The organism is Streptomyces sp. NPDC026301 (genome assembly GCF_055567935.1).
Map to the genome: position 1 here is coordinate 21,459 of NZ_JBVHPN010000024.1, position 18,541 is coordinate 39,999.

At 70.5% G+C, this 18,541-nt stretch carries 17 protein-coding genes; 8 read left to right on the forward strand and 9 right to left on the reverse strand.

Going from position 1 to position 18,541, the window contains the following annotated elements:
• Positions 1–39: 39 nt before the first annotated feature.
• Together mqnP and ACZ4MH_RS30815 are read right to left on the reverse strand one after the other, a co-directional pair.
• Positions 40–942, reverse strand: a complete 903-nt coding sequence (gene mqnP / locus ACZ4MH_RS30810; protein ID WP_351594978.1) for a menaquinone biosynthesis prenyltransferase MqnP — start codon at positions 940–942, stop codon at positions 40–42.
• Positions 939–2,396: a menaquinone biosynthesis decarboxylase gene (locus ACZ4MH_RS30815; protein WP_351594980.1), complete on the reverse strand. Its 1,458-nt coding sequence runs from the start codon at positions 2,394–2,396 to the stop codon at positions 939–941. Before ACZ4MH_RS30815 ends, mqnP begins: the two co-directional genes overlap by 4 nt.
• 89 nt (positions 2,397–2,485) lie before the next feature.
• Between ACZ4MH_RS30815 and ACZ4MH_RS30820 the strand changes: the two genes are divergently transcribed.
• The 4 genes from ACZ4MH_RS30820 (at position 2,486) to ACZ4MH_RS30835 (ending at position 6,582) form a co-directional block, all read left to right on the forward strand.
• Entirely contained in the window at positions 2,486–2,875 is a 390-nt protein-coding gene (locus ACZ4MH_RS30820; protein WP_351594982.1) for a PLD nuclease N-terminal domain-containing protein, read from the forward strand.
• 20 nt (positions 2,876–2,895) lie between these two features.
• Entirely contained in the window at positions 2,896–3,324 is a 429-nt protein-coding gene (locus ACZ4MH_RS30825; RefSeq protein ID WP_351595048.1) for a nucleoside deaminase, read from the forward strand.
• 284 nt (positions 3,325–3,608) lie between these two features.
• Positions 3,609–5,033 carry an alkaline phosphatase family protein gene (locus ACZ4MH_RS30830; protein ID WP_351594984.1) on the forward strand — a complete coding sequence of 475 codons (1,425 nt, stop codon included), beginning with the start codon at positions 3,609–3,611 and terminating at the stop codon, positions 5,031–5,033.
• A 187-nt stretch (positions 5,034–5,220) separates the two neighbouring features.
• Positions 5,221–6,582: a hypothetical protein gene (locus tag ACZ4MH_RS30835; protein WP_351594987.1), complete on the forward strand. Its 1,362-nt coding sequence runs from the start codon at positions 5,221–5,223 to the stop codon at positions 6,580–6,582.
• Positions 6,583–6,636: 54 nt separating this feature from the next.
• On the opposite strand, the gene ccsB is transcribed toward ACZ4MH_RS30835, so the two are convergent.
• The 7 genes from ccsB to hemL all read right to left on the reverse strand — a co-directional run bounded on the left by ccsB (position 6,637) and on the right by hemL (position 14,324).
• Entirely contained in the window at positions 6,637–7,725 is a 1,089-nt protein-coding gene (gene ccsB, locus ACZ4MH_RS30840; RefSeq protein ID WP_351594990.1) for a c-type cytochrome biogenesis protein CcsB, read from the reverse strand.
• Positions 7,722–9,461 (reverse strand): cytochrome c biogenesis protein ResB, encoded by a 1,740-nt coding sequence (gene resB / locus ACZ4MH_RS30845; RefSeq protein WP_351594993.1) that lies wholly within the window; start codon positions 9,459–9,461, stop codon positions 7,722–7,724. Before resB ends, ccsB begins: the two co-directional genes overlap by 4 nt.
• A 4-nt stretch (positions 9,462–9,465) precedes the next feature.
• Positions 9,466–10,236, reverse strand: a complete 771-nt coding sequence (locus tag ACZ4MH_RS30850) for a cytochrome c biogenesis CcdA family protein (RefSeq protein WP_351594996.1) — start codon at positions 10,234–10,236, stop codon at positions 9,466–9,468.
• 4 nt (positions 10,237–10,240) lie between these two features.
• Complete coding sequence (locus ACZ4MH_RS30855; protein ID WP_351594999.1) at positions 10,241–10,855, reverse strand: TlpA family protein disulfide reductase; 615 nt, start codon at positions 10,853–10,855, stop codon at positions 10,241–10,243.
• Positions 10,856–10,913: 58 nt separating this feature from the next.
• On the reverse strand, positions 10,914–12,125 hold the full coding sequence (locus ACZ4MH_RS30860; RefSeq protein ID WP_351595002.1) for a polysaccharide deacetylase family protein: 1,212 nt from the start codon (positions 12,123–12,125) through the stop codon (positions 10,914–10,916).
• A gap of 145 nt (positions 12,126–12,270) precedes the next feature.
• A complete protein-coding gene (locus ACZ4MH_RS30865) occupies positions 12,271–13,020 on the reverse strand; it encodes a histidine phosphatase family protein (protein WP_351595005.1) in 750 nt (249 codons plus the stop codon).
• Positions 13,017–14,324 (reverse strand): glutamate-1-semialdehyde 2,1-aminomutase, encoded by a 1,308-nt coding sequence (gene hemL / locus ACZ4MH_RS30870; protein ID WP_351595008.1) that lies wholly within the window; start codon positions 14,322–14,324, stop codon positions 13,017–13,019. Before hemL ends, ACZ4MH_RS30865 begins: the two co-directional genes overlap by 4 nt.
• A gap of 125 nt (positions 14,325–14,449) precedes the next feature.
• On the opposite strand from hemL, the gene ACZ4MH_RS30875 reads away from it, so the two are divergent.
• The 4 genes from ACZ4MH_RS30875 (at position 14,450) to ACZ4MH_RS30890 (ending at position 18,537) form a co-directional block, all read left to right on the forward strand.
• Positions 14,450–15,061: a hypothetical protein gene (locus tag ACZ4MH_RS30875; RefSeq protein WP_351595010.1), complete on the forward strand. Its 612-nt coding sequence runs from the start codon at positions 14,450–14,452 to the stop codon at positions 15,059–15,061.
• Positions 15,062–15,181: 120 nt separating this feature from the next.
• The gene (locus tag ACZ4MH_RS30880) at positions 15,182–15,802 is read left to right on the forward strand and encodes a chemotaxis protein CheB (protein WP_351595013.1); all 621 of its coding nucleotides are present in this window, start codon (positions 15,182–15,184) and stop codon (positions 15,800–15,802) included.
• Positions 15,802–17,682, forward strand: coding sequence for a CheR family methyltransferase (locus tag ACZ4MH_RS30885; RefSeq protein WP_351595016.1), 1,881 nt, complete (start codon positions 15,802–15,804; stop codon positions 17,680–17,682). Before ACZ4MH_RS30880 ends, ACZ4MH_RS30885 begins: the two co-directional genes overlap by 1 nt.
• Positions 17,683–17,691: 9 nt before the next feature.
• Positions 17,692–18,537 carry an ANTAR domain-containing protein gene (locus tag ACZ4MH_RS30890; RefSeq protein WP_351595018.1) on the forward strand — a complete coding sequence of 282 codons (846 nt, stop codon included), beginning with the start codon at positions 17,692–17,694 and terminating at the stop codon, positions 18,535–18,537.
• The last annotated feature ends 4 nt before the right edge of the window (positions 18,538–18,541 follow it).

The following is an 18,541-nucleotide window of genomic DNA, read 5'->3' on the forward strand; positions in this document are numbered from 1 at the left end:
GGTACCCGAGCGGGTACCGGCCCTTCCGCATGCGCCGGATCAGAGCGTCAGGCCGCGCACCAGCAGGTCCAGCAGCGCGCAGACGAACAGCGCTATCCCGATGAACCCGTTGACCGTGAAGAACGCGCGGTTCAGGCGCGACAGGTCGTGCGGCCGGACGATCGTGTGCTCGTACAGGAACGCGCCCGCGACGATCACCAGGCCGACCCAGAAGAACGCACCGGCGCCGGTGGCCAGCGCGTACCAGACCAGCAGCACCATCGTGACGGCGTGGCAGGCGCGGGCGCCGTGCAGCGCGCCGGGGATGCCGAAGCGGGCCGGTACCGACTTCACGCCGTGCGCGCGGTCGGCCCGCACGTCCTGGCAGGCGAAGATCAGGTCGAAGCCGCCGATCCAGACGCCCACCGCGAGGCCGAGGATCACCGCCTCCCACGACCAGCTGCCGGTGATCGCGAGCCAGGCGCCGATCGGGCCGATGGCCTGGGCCACCCCCAGGATGGCGTGCGGGAAGTTCGTGAACCGCTTGCCGTACGGATAGACCACCATCGGGACCACCGCGACCGGCGCCAGCGCCAGGCACAGCGGGTTGAGCAGCGCGGCGGCGCCCAGGAAGACGACGACGGCGACCAGCGCGCCGGTCCAGGCCGACCGGACCGAGACCGCGCCGGTGACCAGCTCGCGGCCGGCCGTGCGCGGGTTTCGGGCGTCGATCTCGCGGTCGATGATGCGGTTCGCGGCCATCGCGAAGGTCCGCAGGCCGACCATGCAGACCGTGACCAGCAGCAGCCGGACCCAGTGGATGCTGCCGTCGTGCAGGAACATCGCGGTCAGCGCGGCGATGTACGCGAAGGGCAGCGCGAAGACCGAGTGCTCGATCATGACGAGCCGCAGGAAGGCCCGGGTGCGGCCCGGCTGCGGGATCGCGGCGGCGGAGGCGCTCACAGCCCGTACTCCTTCCAGCGCTTGGTGACCCGTTCGGAGATCTCCGGGTCCGAGACGATCATCTGCGGCCAGCCCCCGTCCCGGGTGTAGCCCTCCTCGGGCCACTTCGCGGTCGCGTCGATGCCGGCCTTGCCGCCCCAGAACTGCTGGTACGAGGAGTGGTCCAGGTGGTCCACCGGGCCCTCCACTACCGTCAGGTCACGGGCGTAGTCCGTGTTGCCGAGCGCGCGCCAGGACACCTCGTGCAGGTCGTGCACGTCGCAGTCGGCGTCCACCACGATGATCAGCTTGGTCAGCGACATCATGTGCGCGCCCCAGATGGCGTGCATGACCTTCTGCGCGTGCTTCGGGTACTTCTTGTCGATCGAGACGATCGCGCAGTTGTGGAAGCCGCCGGACTCCGGGAGGTGGTAGTCCACGATGTCCGGGACGATGATCTTGAGGAGCGGGAGGAAGAACCGCTCCGTCGCCCGGCCCAGCGGCCCGTCCTCGGTCGGCGGCCGGCCGACCACGATCGACTGCAGCAGCGGGCGCTTGCGCATCGTCACGCAGTCGATGGTCAGGGCGGGGAAGGGCTCCTGCGGCGTGTAGAAGCCGGTGTGGTCGCCGAAGGGGCCCTCGGGGAGCATCTCGCCCGGCTCCAGCCAGCCCTCCAGTACCACCTCGGCGTTGGCCGGCACCTGGAGCGGCACGGTCTTGCAGTCGACCATCTCGATCCGCTTGCCCTGCACGAAGCCCGCGAAGAGGTACTCGTCGATGTCGCCGGGCAGCGGCGCGGTCGAGGCGTACGTCACGGCCGGCGGGCAGCCGAAGGCGATGGCGACCGGCAGCTTCTCGCCGCGCCTGGCGGCCACCTGGTAGTGGTTCCGGCTGTCCTTGTGGATCTGCCAGTGCATCCCGATGGTGCGCTTGTCGTGGCGCTGGAGGCGGTACAGACCGAGGTTGCGTACGCCGCTCTCGGGGTCCTTGGTGTGGGTCAGCCCCAGGTTGAAGAACGAGCCGCCGTCCTCGGGCCAGGTGAACAGGGCCGGCAGCTGTTCGAGGTCCACCTCGTCGCCCTGGAGCACGACCTCCTGGACGGGCGCGCCCTCGCCCTTCACCTTCTTCGGCGGCACGTGCGTCATGTTCGCGAGCTTCCCGAAGGCCTCGCGGACGCCGACGAAGCCCTGCGGCAGCTCGGGCCTGAGCAGGCCGCCGATCTTGCCGCTGATCTCGTCGTAGGACGACAGGCCGAGCGCCTTCAGGAGGCGGCGGTCGGTGCCGTAGACGTTCATCGCCAGGGGCATCGCCGAGCCCTTGACGTTCTCGAAGAGGAGCGCGGGTCCGCCGGCCTTCTGCACCCGGTCGACGATCTCCCCGACTTCCAGGTGGGGGTCGACCTCGGCCTTGATCCGCTTGAGGTCACCTTCGCGGTCGAGCGCCCGGAGGAACGAGCGAAGATCGTCATAAGCCATGCATCCCAGTATCCGGTACGCACTACCCTGGACTGGTCACTGGGGCCGCGCTCACCGGCCCGCCCGGCCACTCCCAGGGGGAGCGACACATGCTGCGGGTGCTGATGATCCTGGTGCCGCTGGCACTGAGCATCTACGCGTTCATCGACTGCGTCACCACCGATGAGCGGCATGTGCGCCACATGCCGAAGGTGCTCTGGGCGATCCTCGTCCTGCTCTTCCCGCTCGTCGGGTCGGTGTCCTGGCTGATCGCCGGGAAGGACCGGGCGGCGCTCGCCGCCGGGGGCGGCGCGCCGGGGCGCGGCCGGGGCGGCTGGGTGGCGCCGGACGACAACCCCGAGTTCCTGGAGAAGCTGGGCACGCGGGAGCGGGCACAGCGGCGGGACGAGGACGAGGCGCTGCTCAAGGACTGGGAGGCGGACCTCAAGCGCCGCGAGGAGGAGCTCCGCCGCCGGGAGTCCAAGGAGGGCGACGAGTGAGGGGCTCCGACGCGTCCGCGATGCTGGCCGCCGCGGTGGCCGAGGCCCGGGCCGGGCTCGCGTCCGGCGGCGTCCCGATCGGCGCCGCGCTGTTCGGCGCGGACGGCACGCTGCTCGGGCGGGGACACAACCGCCGCGTGCAGGACGGGGACCCCTCGACGCACGCGGAGACGGCCGCCTTCCGGGCCGCCGGACGGCAGCGCTCCTACAAGGGCACGACCATGGTCACCACGCTCTCGCCCTGCTGGTACTGCAGCGGGCTGGTGCGCCAGTTCGGGATCTCCCGGGTGGTGATCGGCGAGGCGGAGACATTCCACGGCGGACACGACTGGCTGGCCGAGCACGGCGTGGAGATCGTGGTGCTGGACGACCCGGAGTGCGTCGCGATGATGCGCGCGTTCATCGCGGACCGGCCCGAGCTGTGGCACGAGGACATCGGCGAGGACTGAAGAGGGCCGAGGGACCGGTGCCGCCACCCCAACGCCACGACGCCACGACCGTGCACCTGAGCCTCCGTCAGGAACCGGGCCGCTCCCTCTAGGCTGACCGCGCAGAGATCATCTTCCGAGAACATGCCTGGCCAGCGCCTTTTGCCAGGCAATATTCGTCTGTTCACGGTCAATTGATGCACGATTCACGCATCCCCTCCTGCCCGCCGCGCCTCCCTGCCGCGACAGTCGGTTCGGCCCTCAGCGGGCCGGACCGACTCAGGGAGACACAGGGAGGGGCACCCATGCCCGACATGACCCGACGCAGACTCCTCGGCTCCGCCGCGGGGGCGGTGGGCGGCGCCGCCGCGCTGTCGCTGCTGCCGCCGAGCGTGCGGAAGGCCGTCGCGGCCGGGCCGCCCCGGCACGGCTCGCTCGACGAGATCGAGCACGTCGTGCTGCTGATGCAGGAGAACCGCTCGTTCGACCACTACTTCGGGACGCTGCGCGGCGTACGCGGCTTCGCGGACCCCGACGCGCTCACCCTGTCCACGGGGCGCTCGGTCTTCCACCAGCCGGACGCGGTGAACCCGGACGGGTACCTGCTGCCGTTCCACCTGGACACGCACAGCTCCAGCGCCCAGGCCATACCGTCCACCAGCCACGCCTGGTCCGTCCAGCACGAGGCGTGGAACGGCGGGAAGATGGACCGGTGGCTGCCCGCGCACCGCAAGGCGGACGGGAAGAACGGCCCGTACGTGATGGGCTATCACACCCGCGCGGACATTCCCTTCCACTTCGCCCTCGCCGAGGCGTTCACCCTCTGCGACAACTACTTCTGCTCGGTCTTCGGGCCCACCTGGCCGAACCGGCTGTACTGGATGACCGGCACCATCGACCCCGGCGGCACCCACGGCGGCCCGGTCCTGAACAACACCGCTCCCCAGCCGTACCGCTGGACGACGTACGCCGAGCGGCTGCAGGCGGCGGGCGTGAGCTGGAAGGTGTACCAGCAGGACGACGACTACGGCTGCAACCTGCTGGAGCAGTTCCAGGCCTTCCGGGACGCCGAGCCCGGGGACGCGCTGTACGAGCGCGGGGTGCGGCCGCAGCCCGCGGGCACCTTCGAGGACGACGCGCGGAACGACCGGCTGCCGGCCGTCTCCTGGATCATCCCGACGGCGGCGGAGTCGGAGCACCCGGACTACCTGCCGGCCGCGGGCGCGGACTTCGTCGCGCGGAAGATCGAGGCCATCGCCAGTAACCCGAAGGTGTGGCGGAAGACCGCGTTCATCCTGAACTACGACGAGAACGACGGGCTCTTCGACCACGTGCCGCCGCCGGTGCCGGCCGCCGGCACGAAGGACGAATTCGTCGGCGGGCTGCCCATCGGCGGCGGCTTCCGCGTGCCGTGCCTGATCGTCTCGCCGTGGACGGTGGGCGGCTGGGCCGCGGGCGACGCCTTCGACCACACCTCCGTACTGCAGTTCCTGGAGCGCTTCACCGGCGTCGAGGAGCCGAACATCTCCGACTGGCGCCGGTCCACCTTCGGCGACCTGACCTCGGCCTTCGGCTTCGGCGCCGCCCACCGCCCACCGCGGCTGCCGCGCGACACCGCCGAGCGGCTGGCGGAGGCCCGGCGCGAGGTCGCCACCCTCCCGAAGCCCACCCTCCCCGGCGCTGACCAGTCCCCGCCCCACCAGGAACCCGGCGCCCGCAAACGCCGCTGAACCAGCGGCGGTCCGCCGCTGTCAGTGCCGTGCCTTAATCTTCTGCTCGGCGCGACGAACCGGTCGCGACCAGGGGGTTTCCCCTGCTCGCGGCCGGCCCGTACCCCCCATCGCCATCCTCGCGGCCGGGTCTTCCGGCCGTCGGTTCAGCCTGCTCGTCACCGAGCTCGTACAGAGGATGAAGCACTTGCGCACACGAAGACGCCTCAGCGCCCTCACGCTGACCGCCCTCGTCGGTACCGCCACCCTCGTCGGCCCCGGGTCCGCCGGACCCGCGTACGCCGACAGCGCCACCCCCCTGCCCGCCGACTGGATCACCGACACCGTCGTGGACGGGGTCCACCAGCGGGTGTTCATGAGCGCCCCGAACAGCGACAGCGTGCTGGTCGCCGACTACGACGGCAAGCTCGTCGGGCAGATACCGGGCGAGCAGGGCGCGTCCGGTCTCGCCCTCTCCGAGGACTCCGGCACGCTCTACGTCGGGCTATCCGAGGGCGAGGCGGTCGCCGCGATCGACACCGGCTCCCTCACCGAGACCGCGCGCTACGCGACCGGTACGGGCAACCAGCCGTCCACCCCGGTCGTCACGGGCGGCAAGGTCTGGTTCAGCTTCTACGGCCCCAAGGGCGGCGGCATCGGCTCGGTCGACCTCTCGGGCGCCGACCCGGTCGTCAGCACCGAAGAGGTACCGGCGTACGCCTGGTACAACGCCCCGCTGCTGGTCGCCTCGCCGGCCGCGCCGAACACGATCGTCGCGGGTGAGGTGGGCTCCAGCCCGGCCACCGTGGGCGTGTACGACGTGTCCTCCGGGCACCCGGTCGAGAAGGCCAAGGTCTGGAACCCGGGCGACGGTTCCTCCACCACCTCCAACCTCCGCGACATGGCCATCGCCGCCGACGGCGAGAACGTCGTCGTGGCCAGCGGCGCGCCGTACAAGCAGCAGGTCTTCAAGCTCTCGGACCTGTCGGCGAACGGCAGCTACCCGACCAGCCCGTACCCGAACGCGGTGGCCATCGCCCCGGACGGCACGGTCGCCGCGGGCATCGACGGCTACTACGAGGACGACATCTACCTCTTCACGCCGGGCGGGGCCGCCGCGTACCGCACGTACGAGGTCAAGGGCACGACCAACGCGACCCTCGCGACGCGGGGCCTGGAGTGGGCGCCGGACGGCAGCCGGCTCTTCGCCATCACCGGCTCCGGCTCGACGACCGAGCTGAAGGTCCTGACCGAGGCCGCCAAGGCCGACTCCCGGCTGACCGCGACGGCGCCCGCCACGGCCCCGTCCGGCCCGCCGCTGACCGTCTCCGGCACGCTGTCCGCCAAGCTCCCGTACGCCGACGGCACCTCCGTCGAGGTGACGCGGACCGGCCCGTCTGGCGGCTCGGCCGTCCCGCTCGGCAGCGCAACCGTGGCCGCCGACGGCACCTTCTCGGTGACCGACCGGCCGCGCGGCGAGGGTGAGGTGACGTACACCGTCACCTACAAGGGCGACGCGCGCCACACGTCGGCGACGGCGACCGCCACCATGCAGCTGACCCGCCGCTGACAGAACAGCCGCGGCGGACGGGAGACCCGTCCCCCGCGGCTGGTGTCAGTTCGGTCAGACCCCCGCGTAGGAGTGCAGGCCGGTGACGAAGATGTTCACGCCGTAGTAGTTGAAGAGGTAGCAGGCGAAGGCGATCAGGGCCAGGTAGGCGGCCTTGCGGCCCTTCCAGCCGGCGGTGGCGCGGGCGTGCAGGTAGCAGGCGTAGGCGACCCAGGTGATGAAGGACCAGACCTCCTTGGGGTCCCAGCCCCAGTAGCGGCCCCAGGCGGCCTCGGCCCAGATCGCGCCCGCGATGATCGTGAAGGTCCACAGCGGGAAGACGGTCGCGTTGATGCGGTACGCGAACTTGTCCAGCGTGGCGGCCGCGGGCAGCCGCTCCAGTACCGACGTGGCGAAGGCGCCCGGCTGCTTCCCGCTCGGGTCGGCGAGCTTGGCCTCGTAGCGGTCGCGGAAGAGGTACAGCAGGGTGGCGACCGCGCCCATGTAGAGCACCGCGCCGGAGATGATCGCGCAGCTGACGTGGATCCACAGCCAGTACGAGTGCAGCGCCGGGACGAGCTGGTCGCTGGCGGTGTAGAGGACCGAGATGGCCAGGCCCAGGTCCAGCAGGACGGTGGTGACCAGCGGCAGGCCGATCCAGCGCACGTTCTTCTTGGCGATCAGCAGGATCAGGTACACGGCCACCGCGACGGCCGCGAAGGTCGTGGAGAACTCGTACATGTTGCCCCAGGGGGCACGCTCCACCGACAGGGCGCGGGTCAGCACGCCGCCCACGTGGATCAGCCACGCCAGTACGGTCAGCGAGATCGCGATCCGGCCGTACAGGTCGCCCTTCTCCGTGCCGCCGTGCGCGCCGACGCCGTCGGGCACGTCCCGGCTGCCGGCCGCGGAGCGGGTGACGATCTTGGGGCGGTCCAGTACGGCGGTGCCGCCCGCCTTGGCCTTGGCCTGCACCGTCACGGCGGGCGCCGCCGCCTTGTCCGCGGTGAGCGCGGCGGCCGTACGGGCCACCTTGCTCCGGCTGCCGAACACCCACTCCGCCATGTGCGCGAGGAACGCGAGGGTGTAGACCGCCATCGCCGAATAGATCAGCACATTGCTGGTGTGGGCCAGATTCTCGTTGGCCGCGGCCGCGAGGTTCACGCGCGCGCTCCTTCGGAGGGGTCAGCGGTACCGGCGGAGTCGGTCGGCTCCGCGGAGTCTTCTGCGTGGGGGTCGGAGTCTTCGGGGTCCGGCTCGGGCGCCTGCGGGGCGTCCGGCTGGAGGGCGTACGCGAGGTCCGACAGCTCTTCGGGGAGCTTGGGGGACTCGCTGCGGCCGAGCCCGGCGATCTCCACGACGGTGACGCCGTCGGGGCCCGGCTCGGCGCGGACCCACACCCGGCGGCGCTGGATGAACAGCGAGCCGGCGAGGCCGATCAGGGCGGCGACCGCGCCGCCCAGCGCGAGCCCGTTGCCCGGCTGGTGGGAGATCTTGAAGCTGGCCCAGCTCTTGACGCCGTTGAACTTGATGCTGCCGTCGCCGTTCGGCAGCTTCATGGACTGCCCCGGCGACATCATCTGGGCGACCGCGGCGCCGTCCTTCTTGTACTGCTTCAGGTTCTTCGTCTCGAGCTGGTAGACGTTCTGCGGCAGGCCGGAGTCCACGCCCAGGTCACCGTGGTACGCGGTCAGGGTCAGCCGGGGATTGTCCAGCGCGGGGAAGACCGAGAACATCGAGCCCGAGCCCTTGCCGCCGAAGGTCGGGACGAAGAAGCCCTGGAAGCCCAGCTGGTTCTTCTTGCCGTCCTTGGTCTTGGCGCCGGGCACCTTCACCACGCCGCTGGAGGTGAAGTTCTTCGGGTCCTGCGGGAGGAAGGGCACCGCGCCCTCGTAGACGACCTTGCCGGTGCCGTCCTTGACGGTGACGTCGGGCGCGTAGCCGTGCGAGAGCAGGTAGACCCGGTCGCCGCCGATGTCCAGCGGCTCGTTGACCTTGATCGAGGTCTTGTGCTCCTTGCCGTCGGCACCGCTGAAGTACCTGACGTCGGCGCGGAAGACGCGCGGGGTGCCCGTCTGCGGCCCGGACCGTTCGTACGTGGCGACGAACTTGTCGAGCTGGAAGCCGAACGGCTCCAGATCGTTCGTGTCGAAGAACGAACCGGACTTGAAGTCGTCGAACTGGGTCAGGCTGTTGGAGAAGCCGTCCCCCTCGGTGACCAGCTTGCCGCCCTCGGACTTCCACAGCTGGCCGACGGCGAACGCCACCAGCATCACGATCAGCGCGATGTGGAACATCAGGTTGCCGGCCTCGCGGAGGTACCCCTTCTCGGAGGCGACCGAGGTGCCCACGATGTGGGTGCGGAAGCGGCGCTTCTTCAGCGTCCGGTGAGCAGCCTGGAGGACCTGCTCGGGCTCGGCGGTGGTGCGCCAGGTGGCGTACGCGGGCAGCCGGGTCAGCCGGCGCGGGGCGCCCGGCGGGCGGCCGCGCAGCTGGCCGACGAACTGCCAGGTCCGCGGGATGATGCAGCCGATCAGCGAGATGAACAGCAGCAGGTAGATCGCGGAGAACCACACCGAGCTGTAGACGTGGAACATCCCGAGCTTGTCGTAGATCGGCCCGAGGATGTCGTGCTGCTTCTGGAACTGATCGACCTTGACCGGGTCGATGCTGGTCTGCGGGATGAGCGAGCCGGGAACGGCGCCGAGCGAGAGCAGGAAGAGCAGGATCAGCGCCACCCGCATCGAGGTCAGCTGGCGCCAGAACCAGCGGGCCCAGCCGATCGGCCCGAGGGAGGGGAAGGAGACCTCCTCCTTCGGCGCGGTGGACAGCTGGGAGCCCGCGGCGCCGAGGTCGGCGTCCTGCGGGGTGTCGCTGTGGATGTCGGTCTTGGCGGCCATCAATTCAGATCCCAACGGTGAAGCCGGTCGTCCAGCTCTGCAGCTCGGACATCATGCTGTCCCAGATTCCTGTGACGAGCAGGACGCCGATCACCACGAGCAGCCCGCCACCGGTCCGCATCACCCAGACATAGTGGCGCTTGACCCAGCCGAACGCGCCCAGCGCCTTGCGGAAGGCCAGCGCGACCAGGATGAAGGGCAGGCCGAGGCCGACGCAGTACGCGATGGTCAGCAGCGCGCCGCGGCCCGCGCTGGCCTCGTTGAACGACAGGGCGTTCACGGCGGTCAGGGTGGGGCCCAGGCACGGCGTCCAGCCGACGCCGAAGAGCACCCCGAGCACGGGCGCGCCCACCAGCCCCATCGCGGGCCGCTTGTGCAGCATCCGGAACTCACGCTGCCCGAAGCGGCCCAGCACACCCATGAAGGTGAGGCCGAGCAGGATGGTCAGGGCGCCGAGCACCCGGGAGATGACGTCCTTGTAGTCCTGGAGCGTCTGCCCGAAGTACCCGAAGAGGGCACCGCCCGAGACGAAGACGACCGTGAAGCCGAGGACGAAGAGGGCGGCGCCGCCCAGCATCCGGCCGCGCTTGGCCTCGCCGAGGTCGGTGCCGGTGACGCCGGTCACGTACGACATGTAGCCGGGCACGAGCGGCAGTACGCACGGGGAGAAGAAGGACACCAGGCCGCCGAGCAGGGCGACCGGCAGGGCGACCAGCAGGGCACCGGTGAGCACGGTCTGGTTCGGGGCTGTGCTTGCGGCGGCGAGCGCGATCACAGGATCACTTCTCCGCGATCAGCGGGTCGATCATCTTGCGCAGCTCGTTCTCGCTGAGCGGGGTGAGCGCGCGGGCCGCGATCCGGCCCTTGCGGTCGATCGCGATGGTGGTGGGGATCGCCTGCGGGTTCAGGCTGCCCTTCGGGAAGCGCAGCATCAGCTTGCCCATCGGGTCGTACAGGCTCGGATACGGGACCTTGTGCTGCTCCTCGAAGCGGACGGCCTGGGTCTTCTTGGAGTCCCGGGTGTTGATGCCGAGGAACTGCACGCCCTTGTCCTTGGTCTGGTGCGCGACCTCGGCGAAGTTCGGGGCCTCGGCGATGCAGGGCGCGCACCAGGAACCCCAGATGTTGAGGACGACGACCTTGCCCTTGTAGTCGGCGATGTCGAGGTGCTTGCCCTTGGTGGATTCACCCGAGATGTCGGGCACCCGCTGCCGGTCGGCCGGCTTCACGGTGTCCACACCGTCCTTGCCCTGCACGAACTTCGTCTGCTCCGAGCCGCCTGAGGTACCGCCTGACCCGCAGGCGCTCAGCAGCACGGCGGCGACCGCGGCGCCGGCGGCCGGCAGGAGCAGACGGCGACGGGTGACGCGGCGGGGGACGCGGCAGGCACTCATGTGAAAAGTTTCGCATGGGCCCATTACGGATCTTCCGCACCCCCCTCGTCGGCGCGGTTCAGTCCGCCGCGAGGTACCGCCGCCAGCCGCCCTTCGGCCGCTCGCCGACGTCCAGCCCCTGGAGCCTGGCCAGCACCTTCGGGTCCTGCACGGCCAGCCAGTCGGTGAACTGCTTGAAGGACACCAGCCGCACGTCCCGGTGCCGCGCGTCCGCGATGTGCTTGATCGCTTCCTCGACGGCGTCCATATAGATCCCGCCGTTCCACTCCTCGAAGTGGTTGCCGATGAAGAAGGGGGCGCGGTTGGTCTCGTAGGCGCGCTGAAAACCGGCGATGTACGCGCCGGCGGCCTGCCGGCGCCAGCCGGGGTAGTGCGCGCGCGGGGCCCGGGTGGAGTTCCCCGACTGGTTGGCGAGCATGTTGTAGTCCATCGAGAGGACCTCGAAGGAGTGGCCGGGGAACGGGACCTGCTGGAGCGGGAAGTCCCAGATGCCGAGCTTCTTCGTGGGCCAGGTCTGGCGGCCGCCGGGCGAGCTGGCGTCGTAGCGCCAGCCGAGGTCGCGCGCTGTGGGCAGCAGGTTGTCCTGGCCGAGCAGGCAGGGGGTGCGGCCGCCGGCCAGCTCCTTGCGGTAGTCGAAGGGGAGCGGGTCGACGTCGGTGAAGCCGGTGTGCGTCCGCCACTTCGTGACGAAGTCGGTGGCCTGGTCGATCTCGGAGCGCCACTGCGCGGGGGTCCAGTGGGCGACCGAGCCGGAGCCGGTGCAGAAGTGGCCGTTGAAGTGGGTGCCTATCTCGTGCCCTTCGAGCCAGGCCGCGCGGATGTTCCGCAGCGTCTCCTTGATGTGCGCGTCGGTGAGGTACCCGATGTCGGAGGCGCCGACCGGGTTGTTCGGCGGGCGGTAGAGCGACTTCTTGGACTCCGGCAGGCAGTACAGGCCGGAGAGGAAGAACGTCATCGACGCGCCGTGGTCCCGGGCGAGGCGGCGGAAGCGGGGGAAGAGGCCGTTGCCGACCTCGCCCGCGCCGTCCCAGGAGAAGACGACGAACTGCGGCGGGGTCTGCCCCGGCTCCAGCGGCTCGGGCTTCGGGGGCTGGTGGGGCTGCGGGCCCGTCGCGGCGGTGGAGCCGTCGCCGAGGAGCTGCGGGCGGGCCCGGACGGTGGTCCCCTTGGCGGAGCCGCCGGGCCGTGCGGTGCCGCAGCCCGCCAGCCCGAGCGCGGCGGCCGCCCCTGCTCCGATGCCCAGCAGGTTCCGCCGACTGATCGCGCTCATACCGTTCCCGTTCACTCTTGCCAGACCAAAGCCCGTATATACGGACATCGGGTAAGAGAGCGGAACGGGTGCCGGGGTTCCGGCGCGATCGCATATATCTACGGCGGTACGTACGGACGGCTGCCCGTACGTACCGCCGGTGGGCTCAGGCGCCCGCTGCCTTCTGCTGCTGGCTGCCCTTCACGGACCCCTTGCCGAACCGGGGCTGGGCCCCGGCCCGCAGGTGCTCGGGCACCAGGTCCAGCGCGGGCTCGGTGTAGCCGACCGAGACGATCCGGTCGCCGTGGAAGGTGAAGGACGTCAGCGAGGCGAGCGTGCACTGCCGCTTGCGCGGGTCGTGCCACAGTCGGCGCCGCTCGGCGAAGCTGCGCACGATCCAGATCGGCAGCTGGTGGCTGACCGCGACGGCCTCGTGACCGCGGGCCGCGTCCCGGGCCGCGCCGAGCGCCGCCATCATCCGGACGACCTGCTCGATGTACGGCTCGCCCCAGGACGGCCGGAACGGGTTGGTGAGGTACTTCCAGTTCCCCGGCCGCTTGAGCGCGCCGTCGCCGACGCCGAAGGTCTTGCCCTCGAAGATGTTGCCGGCCTCGATGAGCCGTCCGTCGCTCGCGACGTCCAGCCCGTGCGCCTTGCCGATCGGTGTGGCCGTCTCCTGCGCCCGCTCCAGCGGGGAGGCGACGACGTGCGTGATGTCGCGGTCGGCGAGGTGCTCGGCAACCCGGTCGGCCATCTGCCGGCCGAGCTCGGAGAGGTGGTACCCGGGGCGCCGCCCGTAGAGCACGCCCTCGGGGTTGTGCACCTCGCCGTGGCGCATCAGGTGGACGACGGTGATGTCCTCGCCGTTGCCGCCGTTGCCGTTGCCGTTGCCGTTGCCGCCGGTCGTGCCGCTCATGCGGTGGCCTCGGCGGCGGCCCGGGCGGCGGCCGGCAGCGCGGCCGCGATCCGCTCGACGGCCCGCGCGTCGTGCGCGGTGGAGACGAACCACGACTCGAAGGCGGACGGCGGGAGGTAGACGCCCTGGGAGAGCATCGAGTGGAAGAAGGGCGTGAAGCGGAAGGACTCCTGCGCCTTGGCCTTCTCGTAGTCGGTGACGTCCTGGTCGGAGAAGAAGACCGAGAACATGTTGCCCGCGACCTGCACGCGGTGCGCCACGCCCTCCTTGGTCAGCGCCTCGGAGACCAGCCCGCGCAGCTCCGCGGAGACCGCGTCGACCTGCTCGTACGCGGCGTCGTCCAGCAGCCGCAGCTGCGTGACGCCGGCCGCGGTGGCGACCGGGTTACCGGAGAGGGTGCCCGCCTGGTAGACCGGCCCTGCCGGGGCGAGGTGGGCCATGACGTCGGCGCGGCCGCCGAACGCCGCGGCCGGGAAGCCGCCGCCCATGACCTTGCCGAAGGTCATCAGGTCCGGGGTGACCCCGTCGATGCCGTACCAGCCGGCCTTGCTCACCCGGAAGCCGGTCATGACCTCGTCGGAGATGTACAGCGCGCCGTTCGCGGAGCACAGGTCCGCGAGGCCCTGGTTGAAGCCGGGCAGCGGCGGGACCACGCCCATGTTGCCGGGCGACGCCTCTGTGATCACACAGGCGATCTGGCCCTCGTGCGCGGCGAACGCGGCACGCACGGCCTCGATGTCGTTGTACGGCAGCACGATCGTGTCGCCGGCCTGCGCGCCGGTGACGCCCGGCGTGTCGGGCAGCCCGAAGGTCGCCACACCCGAACCGGCCGCGGCCAGCAGGGCGTCCACGTGTCCGTGGTAGCAGCCGGCGAACTTGATCACCTTGGGGCGGCCGGTGAAGCCGCGGGCCAGCCGGATCGCCGACATGGTCGCCTCGGTACCGGAGGAGACCAGCCGGACCTGCTCGACCGGCGCGATCCGGGCCACGATCTCCTCGGCGAGCTCGACCTCGCCGGCGCCCGGCGTGCCGAAGGACAGGCCGCGCGCGACGGCGTCCTGCACGGCCGCGAGGACCTGCGGGTGGGAATGGCCGAGGATCATCGGTCCCCACGAGCACACGAGGTCGACGTACTCACGACCGTCGGCATCGGTGAGGTACGGACCGGTACCGGACACCATGAACCGGGGCGTACCGCCCACGGCGCGGAACGCGCGCACGGGAGAGTTCACGCCGCCGGGCGTCACGACGGCCGCGCGGTCGAAGAGCGTCTGCGAAACTGGGGCATCGTACGAGTGAGTCACGCAAGCAATGGTCTCAGAGGCGCACGGGGGCGCGTGGCCGGGCGTTTCACACGCCGGTGACGGGGGAGGTCTCTGAGACGATGATCGGGTTGCGCGGCCGAGGCTGCGAGTGGTCGGGTGGAGATATGCATCGCGGTGGCGAACTGGGCGAAGGGACCGATGACCGGGGCCCGGAGCGCGCCCGGCGCGGACGCCACCGGCGAGCGGAGTACAGCGGCGAGCAGGACCGTGCGGAGCACAACGGCACCGGGCATGTCGGCCCGAAGAACAACAGCGGGACCAGCAGCAGAGGCGGGCGCATGGGGGTGACGTACAAATACTTCGGCGCTCCCGACGGCGCCACCGCGGCCCGGGTACCGATCTCGATGCGCCCCGAAGAGCTGGGCGGTGACGAGCTCGGCATGGGCGGGATGTTCACGAAGATCAAGCCGGAGACCATGGCGGCGATGGTGCTGACCGGCATAGAGGGCATACCCCTGTCGAAGGTCCCCCCGCTGGAGCTGGTCGTCCTGCACCCCGACTACGCCGTGGTCAAGCTCCCGATGACGGTCGTCGACCCGCTGCGCGGCGTCGGCGAGGAGTCGGTGGGCGCCGCGGCCTTCATCTGGTCCACCGTCCCCGACCGCGGCGGCCCGCGCGACGCCTTCGCCGTCTACCGCCTCCTCCACGAATGGCAGGACTTCAGCCACCGCCTGCACGAGGCCGGACACCAGGCGTACTGCCTGGTGTGGCCCTGACGGACGGCGGAGGGCCGACCGCGCCGGTCGGCGTATGCGAACCAGTACTTCCGGTGGCTCCGGTCCGCGTCCTCCGCCGCTGTTCCCCTCGCACGGGCGGAGGAGACTAGGCTCGCAGGTGTGACGGCATACACGCCCGCACCGGACCACGACGAATCGGCACCGGACCATTTCGCCATCGTGGCGGTCGCCTCCTCGGCCGGCGGCATCCACGGACTGAGCGTGTTCCTGGAAGCACTGGGGACCGGGCTCTCCGTCCCCCTCCTGGTCGTGCAGCACCTCGACCCCCGCCACGGCACCGTCATCGCCGACGTCCTCGCCCGGCGCACCCCGCTCAGGGTCAAGCTGGCGGAGGACGGTGAGCAGGCCCTTCCCGGCGTCGTGTACATCGCCCCGCCCAACCGCCACCTCCTCGTCGGCTCCAACGGCGTCCTGACGCTCTCCAACAGCGAGATGGTGCACTTCGTACGCCCCTCTGCCGACCTCCTCTTCGAATCGATGGCGGGCGCCTACGGCGCGCGCGCCATCGCCTGCGTCCTCACCGGCTCCGGCTACGACGGCGCGATGGGCGTCGACGCGGTGAAGTCGCGCGGCGGCACCGTCATCGTCGAAGATCCCCGCACGGCAGAATTCCGGGGCATGCCGGAAGCGGCCGTGGAGACAGGGGCCGTGGACTTCGTGCTACCCCTGGAAGAAATCGCCGCGGTGATCCGTGGCCTGGTCGAGACCAAGAGGCAATGATGGGTGACGTGCGGGAAGCCGAGGCCGATGAGGAGCTGGAGGCACTGCTCGGCTTTCTGAGAGACACCCGGGGATTCGACTTCACCGGCTACAAGAGATCCTCCCTGGGCCGCCGCATCCGCAAGCGGATGGCGGATGTGCACGTGGAGTCCTACACCGACTACCGGGACCTGCTGGAGACCAGTGCGGACGAATTCGGCGCGCTCTTCAACACGATCCTGATCAACGTCACCTCCTACTTCCGCGACCCCGACGCCTGGGCCTTCCTCCAGCGCGAGGTGCTCCCCGAACTGCTCGCGCAGGGGGACCCCGAGGAAGAGATCAGGGTGTGGAGCGCCGGCTGTTCCAGCGGCGAGGAGGCGTACTCCCTCGCGGTCATGTTCTCCGAGGCGCTCGGCATCGAGGAGTGCCTGAACCGCGTCAAGATCTACGCCACGGACGTCGACGAAGAGGCGCTGCGCGACGCGCGCTCCGGGCTCTACACGGCGAAGGCCCTGGAAGGGCTCTCCGCCGAGCTGCGGGAGAAGTACTTCGACCAGAACGGCGCGCAGTTCAGCTTCCGCCCCGACCTGCGCCGCCGGGTGATCTTCGGCCGGCACGACATCACCCGCGACGCCCCGATCTCCCGCCTGGACCTGCTGCTCTGCCGCAACACGCTGATGTACTTCAACGTCGAGGCGCAGACCCAGATCGTCGACCGCTTCCACTTCGCGCTGCGTCCGGGCGGCTTCCTCTTCCTGGGGAAGGCGGAGATGCTGTTGAACGACACCGACCGCTTCGACGTCATGAGCATGCGCCAGCGGGTCTTCCGGCGCCGCCCCGGCGAGTCCGGTCCGCCGTACAACCCGGCCCCCGTGCAGATCCGCGCGAGTGGCCACAACGAGATCCACTCCCTCGCCCGCAACCGCCAGCTGCGCGACCTGATCCTGGACGCCACGCCCTCCCCGGCGGTCGCGGTCGACACCGACGGGGCCGTGGTGATGATCAACCATCCCGCGCGCGCCCAGTTCTCCCTCACCGCGAGCGACATCGGCCGCCCGTTCCAGGACCTGGAGATCTCCTACCGCCCGGTCGAGCTGCGCTCCCTGATCGAGCAGGCCGTGCACGAGCGGCGGACCCTGCGGGTCAACGGCGCCGAGCGGCGGGCCGGCGAGGAGGTCCAGTACTTCGACATCCTCATCCAGCCGCTGATGTCCGCCAACGGGATGCCGGTCGCCACGAGCATCACCTTCACCGACGTCACCGTGGCCACGCAGCTGCGGTCGGAGGTGAAACGGGTGCGGGAGGACCTGGAGACCGCGTACGAGGAATTGCAGTCCACCAACGAGGAGCTGGAGACGACGAACGAGGAACTCCAGTCCAGCATCGAGGAACTGGAGACCACCAACGAGGAACTCCAGTCCACCAACGAAGAGCTGGAGACGACGAACGAGGAACTCCAGTCGGGCAACGAGGAACTGGAGACCATGAATGAGGAGATGCGCATCCGCACCGAGGAGCTGGACGAGGCCCGCGCGTTCCTCGAAGCGGTCCTGACCAGCGTCGCGGCGGGTGTGGTGGTACTGGACCGGGAGACCCGGGTCAAGAGCTGGAACCGCGGCGCCGCCGAGCTGTGGGGGCTGCGCTCCGACGAGGTCGTGGAAGAGCCGTTCTTCTCACTGGACTTCGGGCTGCCCGCCGATCAGCTGCGGGACATGGTCCACCAGTGCCTGGACAGCGGACTGGGCACGGGCCCCGTCGGCGTCCCGGCCGTGAACCGCATCGGCCGGGCCATCCACTGCACGGTCGCCTGCTCGCCGTTCGACGGTTACAACGGCGGCGTCGTCCTGTTGATGGAAGAAGTGCCGGAGGCACGGGCCGATGGCGGAAAGCCCGCGTAGGCTGCCTCCATGGAAACCCGTGGTCCGTCCGGAACGGCGGCGGCCGCACGGCGTCGTGCGGCCGGGGCGCACCGACGCGCGGACCGCGCCGAGGCGCTGGCCGCACAGCAGGAACGCTTCGCGGAGAAGACCGGACATCCGCTCCATCTCCGGCTCGCGGCCACCCACCGCAAAGCGGCCGCCACCCATCGTTCCTCGGCCCATCTCCAAGAGGCGTACGCCCACCGGCTGGAGAGCTGGCGGTCGCCCGCCGGCCCGCCGCCCCCGTTCATGAGCGTGGTCGCGGACGCCTGCGGCACGGGCAGCGCCGCCCTGGCCCTGCTCGGCTCCGACCACAGCCAGCTCGCGGTCGCCGCGTCCGACGATCCGTCGCGCGCCGCCCAGGATCTGGAGTACGTACTGGGCGAAGGCCCCTGCCGGGACGCCGCCGCCGGCCGCTGCCTGGTCACCGCCTCCGGGCCCGCCATCGAGCGGCGCTGGCCCGGTTACGGCCCGGCGGTGACGGCACTGGGCTTCGGCGAGGTGGTCGCCGTACCCTTGGAAACTCCCGACGGCTGCCTGGGTTCACTGGCCGTCTTCGACCCCCGGCCAGGTATCGCCAGGTCCGCGGTCTTCACCGAGGTCACCGAGGCGCTGGTGCGCACCGTACTGCTCGGCCCGGACGCCGATCCGGAGCTCTACGGCGGCACGGACCACCGGGACACGGTGCACCAGGCGGCAGGCATGGTGTCCGTACAAGCTCACTGTCCTGTCGAGGACGCACTCGCGCTCATCAAGGCGAAGGCATACGCCGACGGGGTACCCGTCAATGAAATGGCCCGGCGGATCGTGCACGGAAAGCTCCGTCTTGCCTGACCGG

Excerpts from the sequence above, each read along its gene's own strand:
- ACZ4MH_RS30815 (WP_351594980.1), bottom strand. The coding sequence starts at position 2,396 with ATGGCTTATGACGATCTTCGCTCGTTCCTCCGGGCGCTCGACCGCGAA.
- ACZ4MH_RS30820 (WP_351594982.1), top strand. The coding sequence starts at position 2,486 with ATGCTGCGGGTGCTGATGATCCTGGTGCCGCTGGCACTGAGCATCTAC.
- ACZ4MH_RS30825 (WP_351595048.1), top strand. The coding sequence starts at position 2,896 with ATGCTGGCCGCCGCGGTGGCCGAGGCCCGGGCCGGGCTCGCGTCCGGC.
- ACZ4MH_RS30830 (WP_351594984.1), top strand. The coding sequence starts at position 3,609 with ATGCCCGACATGACCCGACGCAGACTCCTCGGCTCCGCCGCGGGGGCG.
- resB (WP_351594993.1), bottom strand. The coding sequence starts at position 9,461 with ATGGCCGCCAAGACCGACATCCACAGCGACACCCCGCAGGACGCCGAC.
- ACZ4MH_RS30855 (WP_351594999.1), bottom strand. The coding sequence starts at position 10,855 with ATGAGTGCCTGCCGCGTCCCCCGCCGCGTCACCCGTCGCCGTCTGCTC.
- ACZ4MH_RS30860 (WP_351595002.1), bottom strand. The coding sequence starts at position 12,125 with ATGAGCGCGATCAGTCGGCGGAACCTGCTGGGCATCGGAGCAGGGGCG.
- ACZ4MH_RS30865 (WP_351595005.1), bottom strand. The coding sequence starts at position 13,020 with ATGAGCGGCACGACCGGCGGCAACGGCAACGGCAACGGCAACGGCGGC.
- ACZ4MH_RS30875 (WP_351595010.1), top strand. The coding sequence starts at position 14,450 with ATGCATCGCGGTGGCGAACTGGGCGAAGGGACCGATGACCGGGGCCCG.
- ACZ4MH_RS30885 (WP_351595016.1), top strand. The coding sequence starts at position 15,802 with ATGGGTGACGTGCGGGAAGCCGAGGCCGATGAGGAGCTGGAGGCACTG.
- ACZ4MH_RS30890 (WP_351595018.1), top strand. The coding sequence starts at position 17,692 with ATGGAAACCCGTGGTCCGTCCGGAACGGCGGCGGCCGCACGGCGTCGT.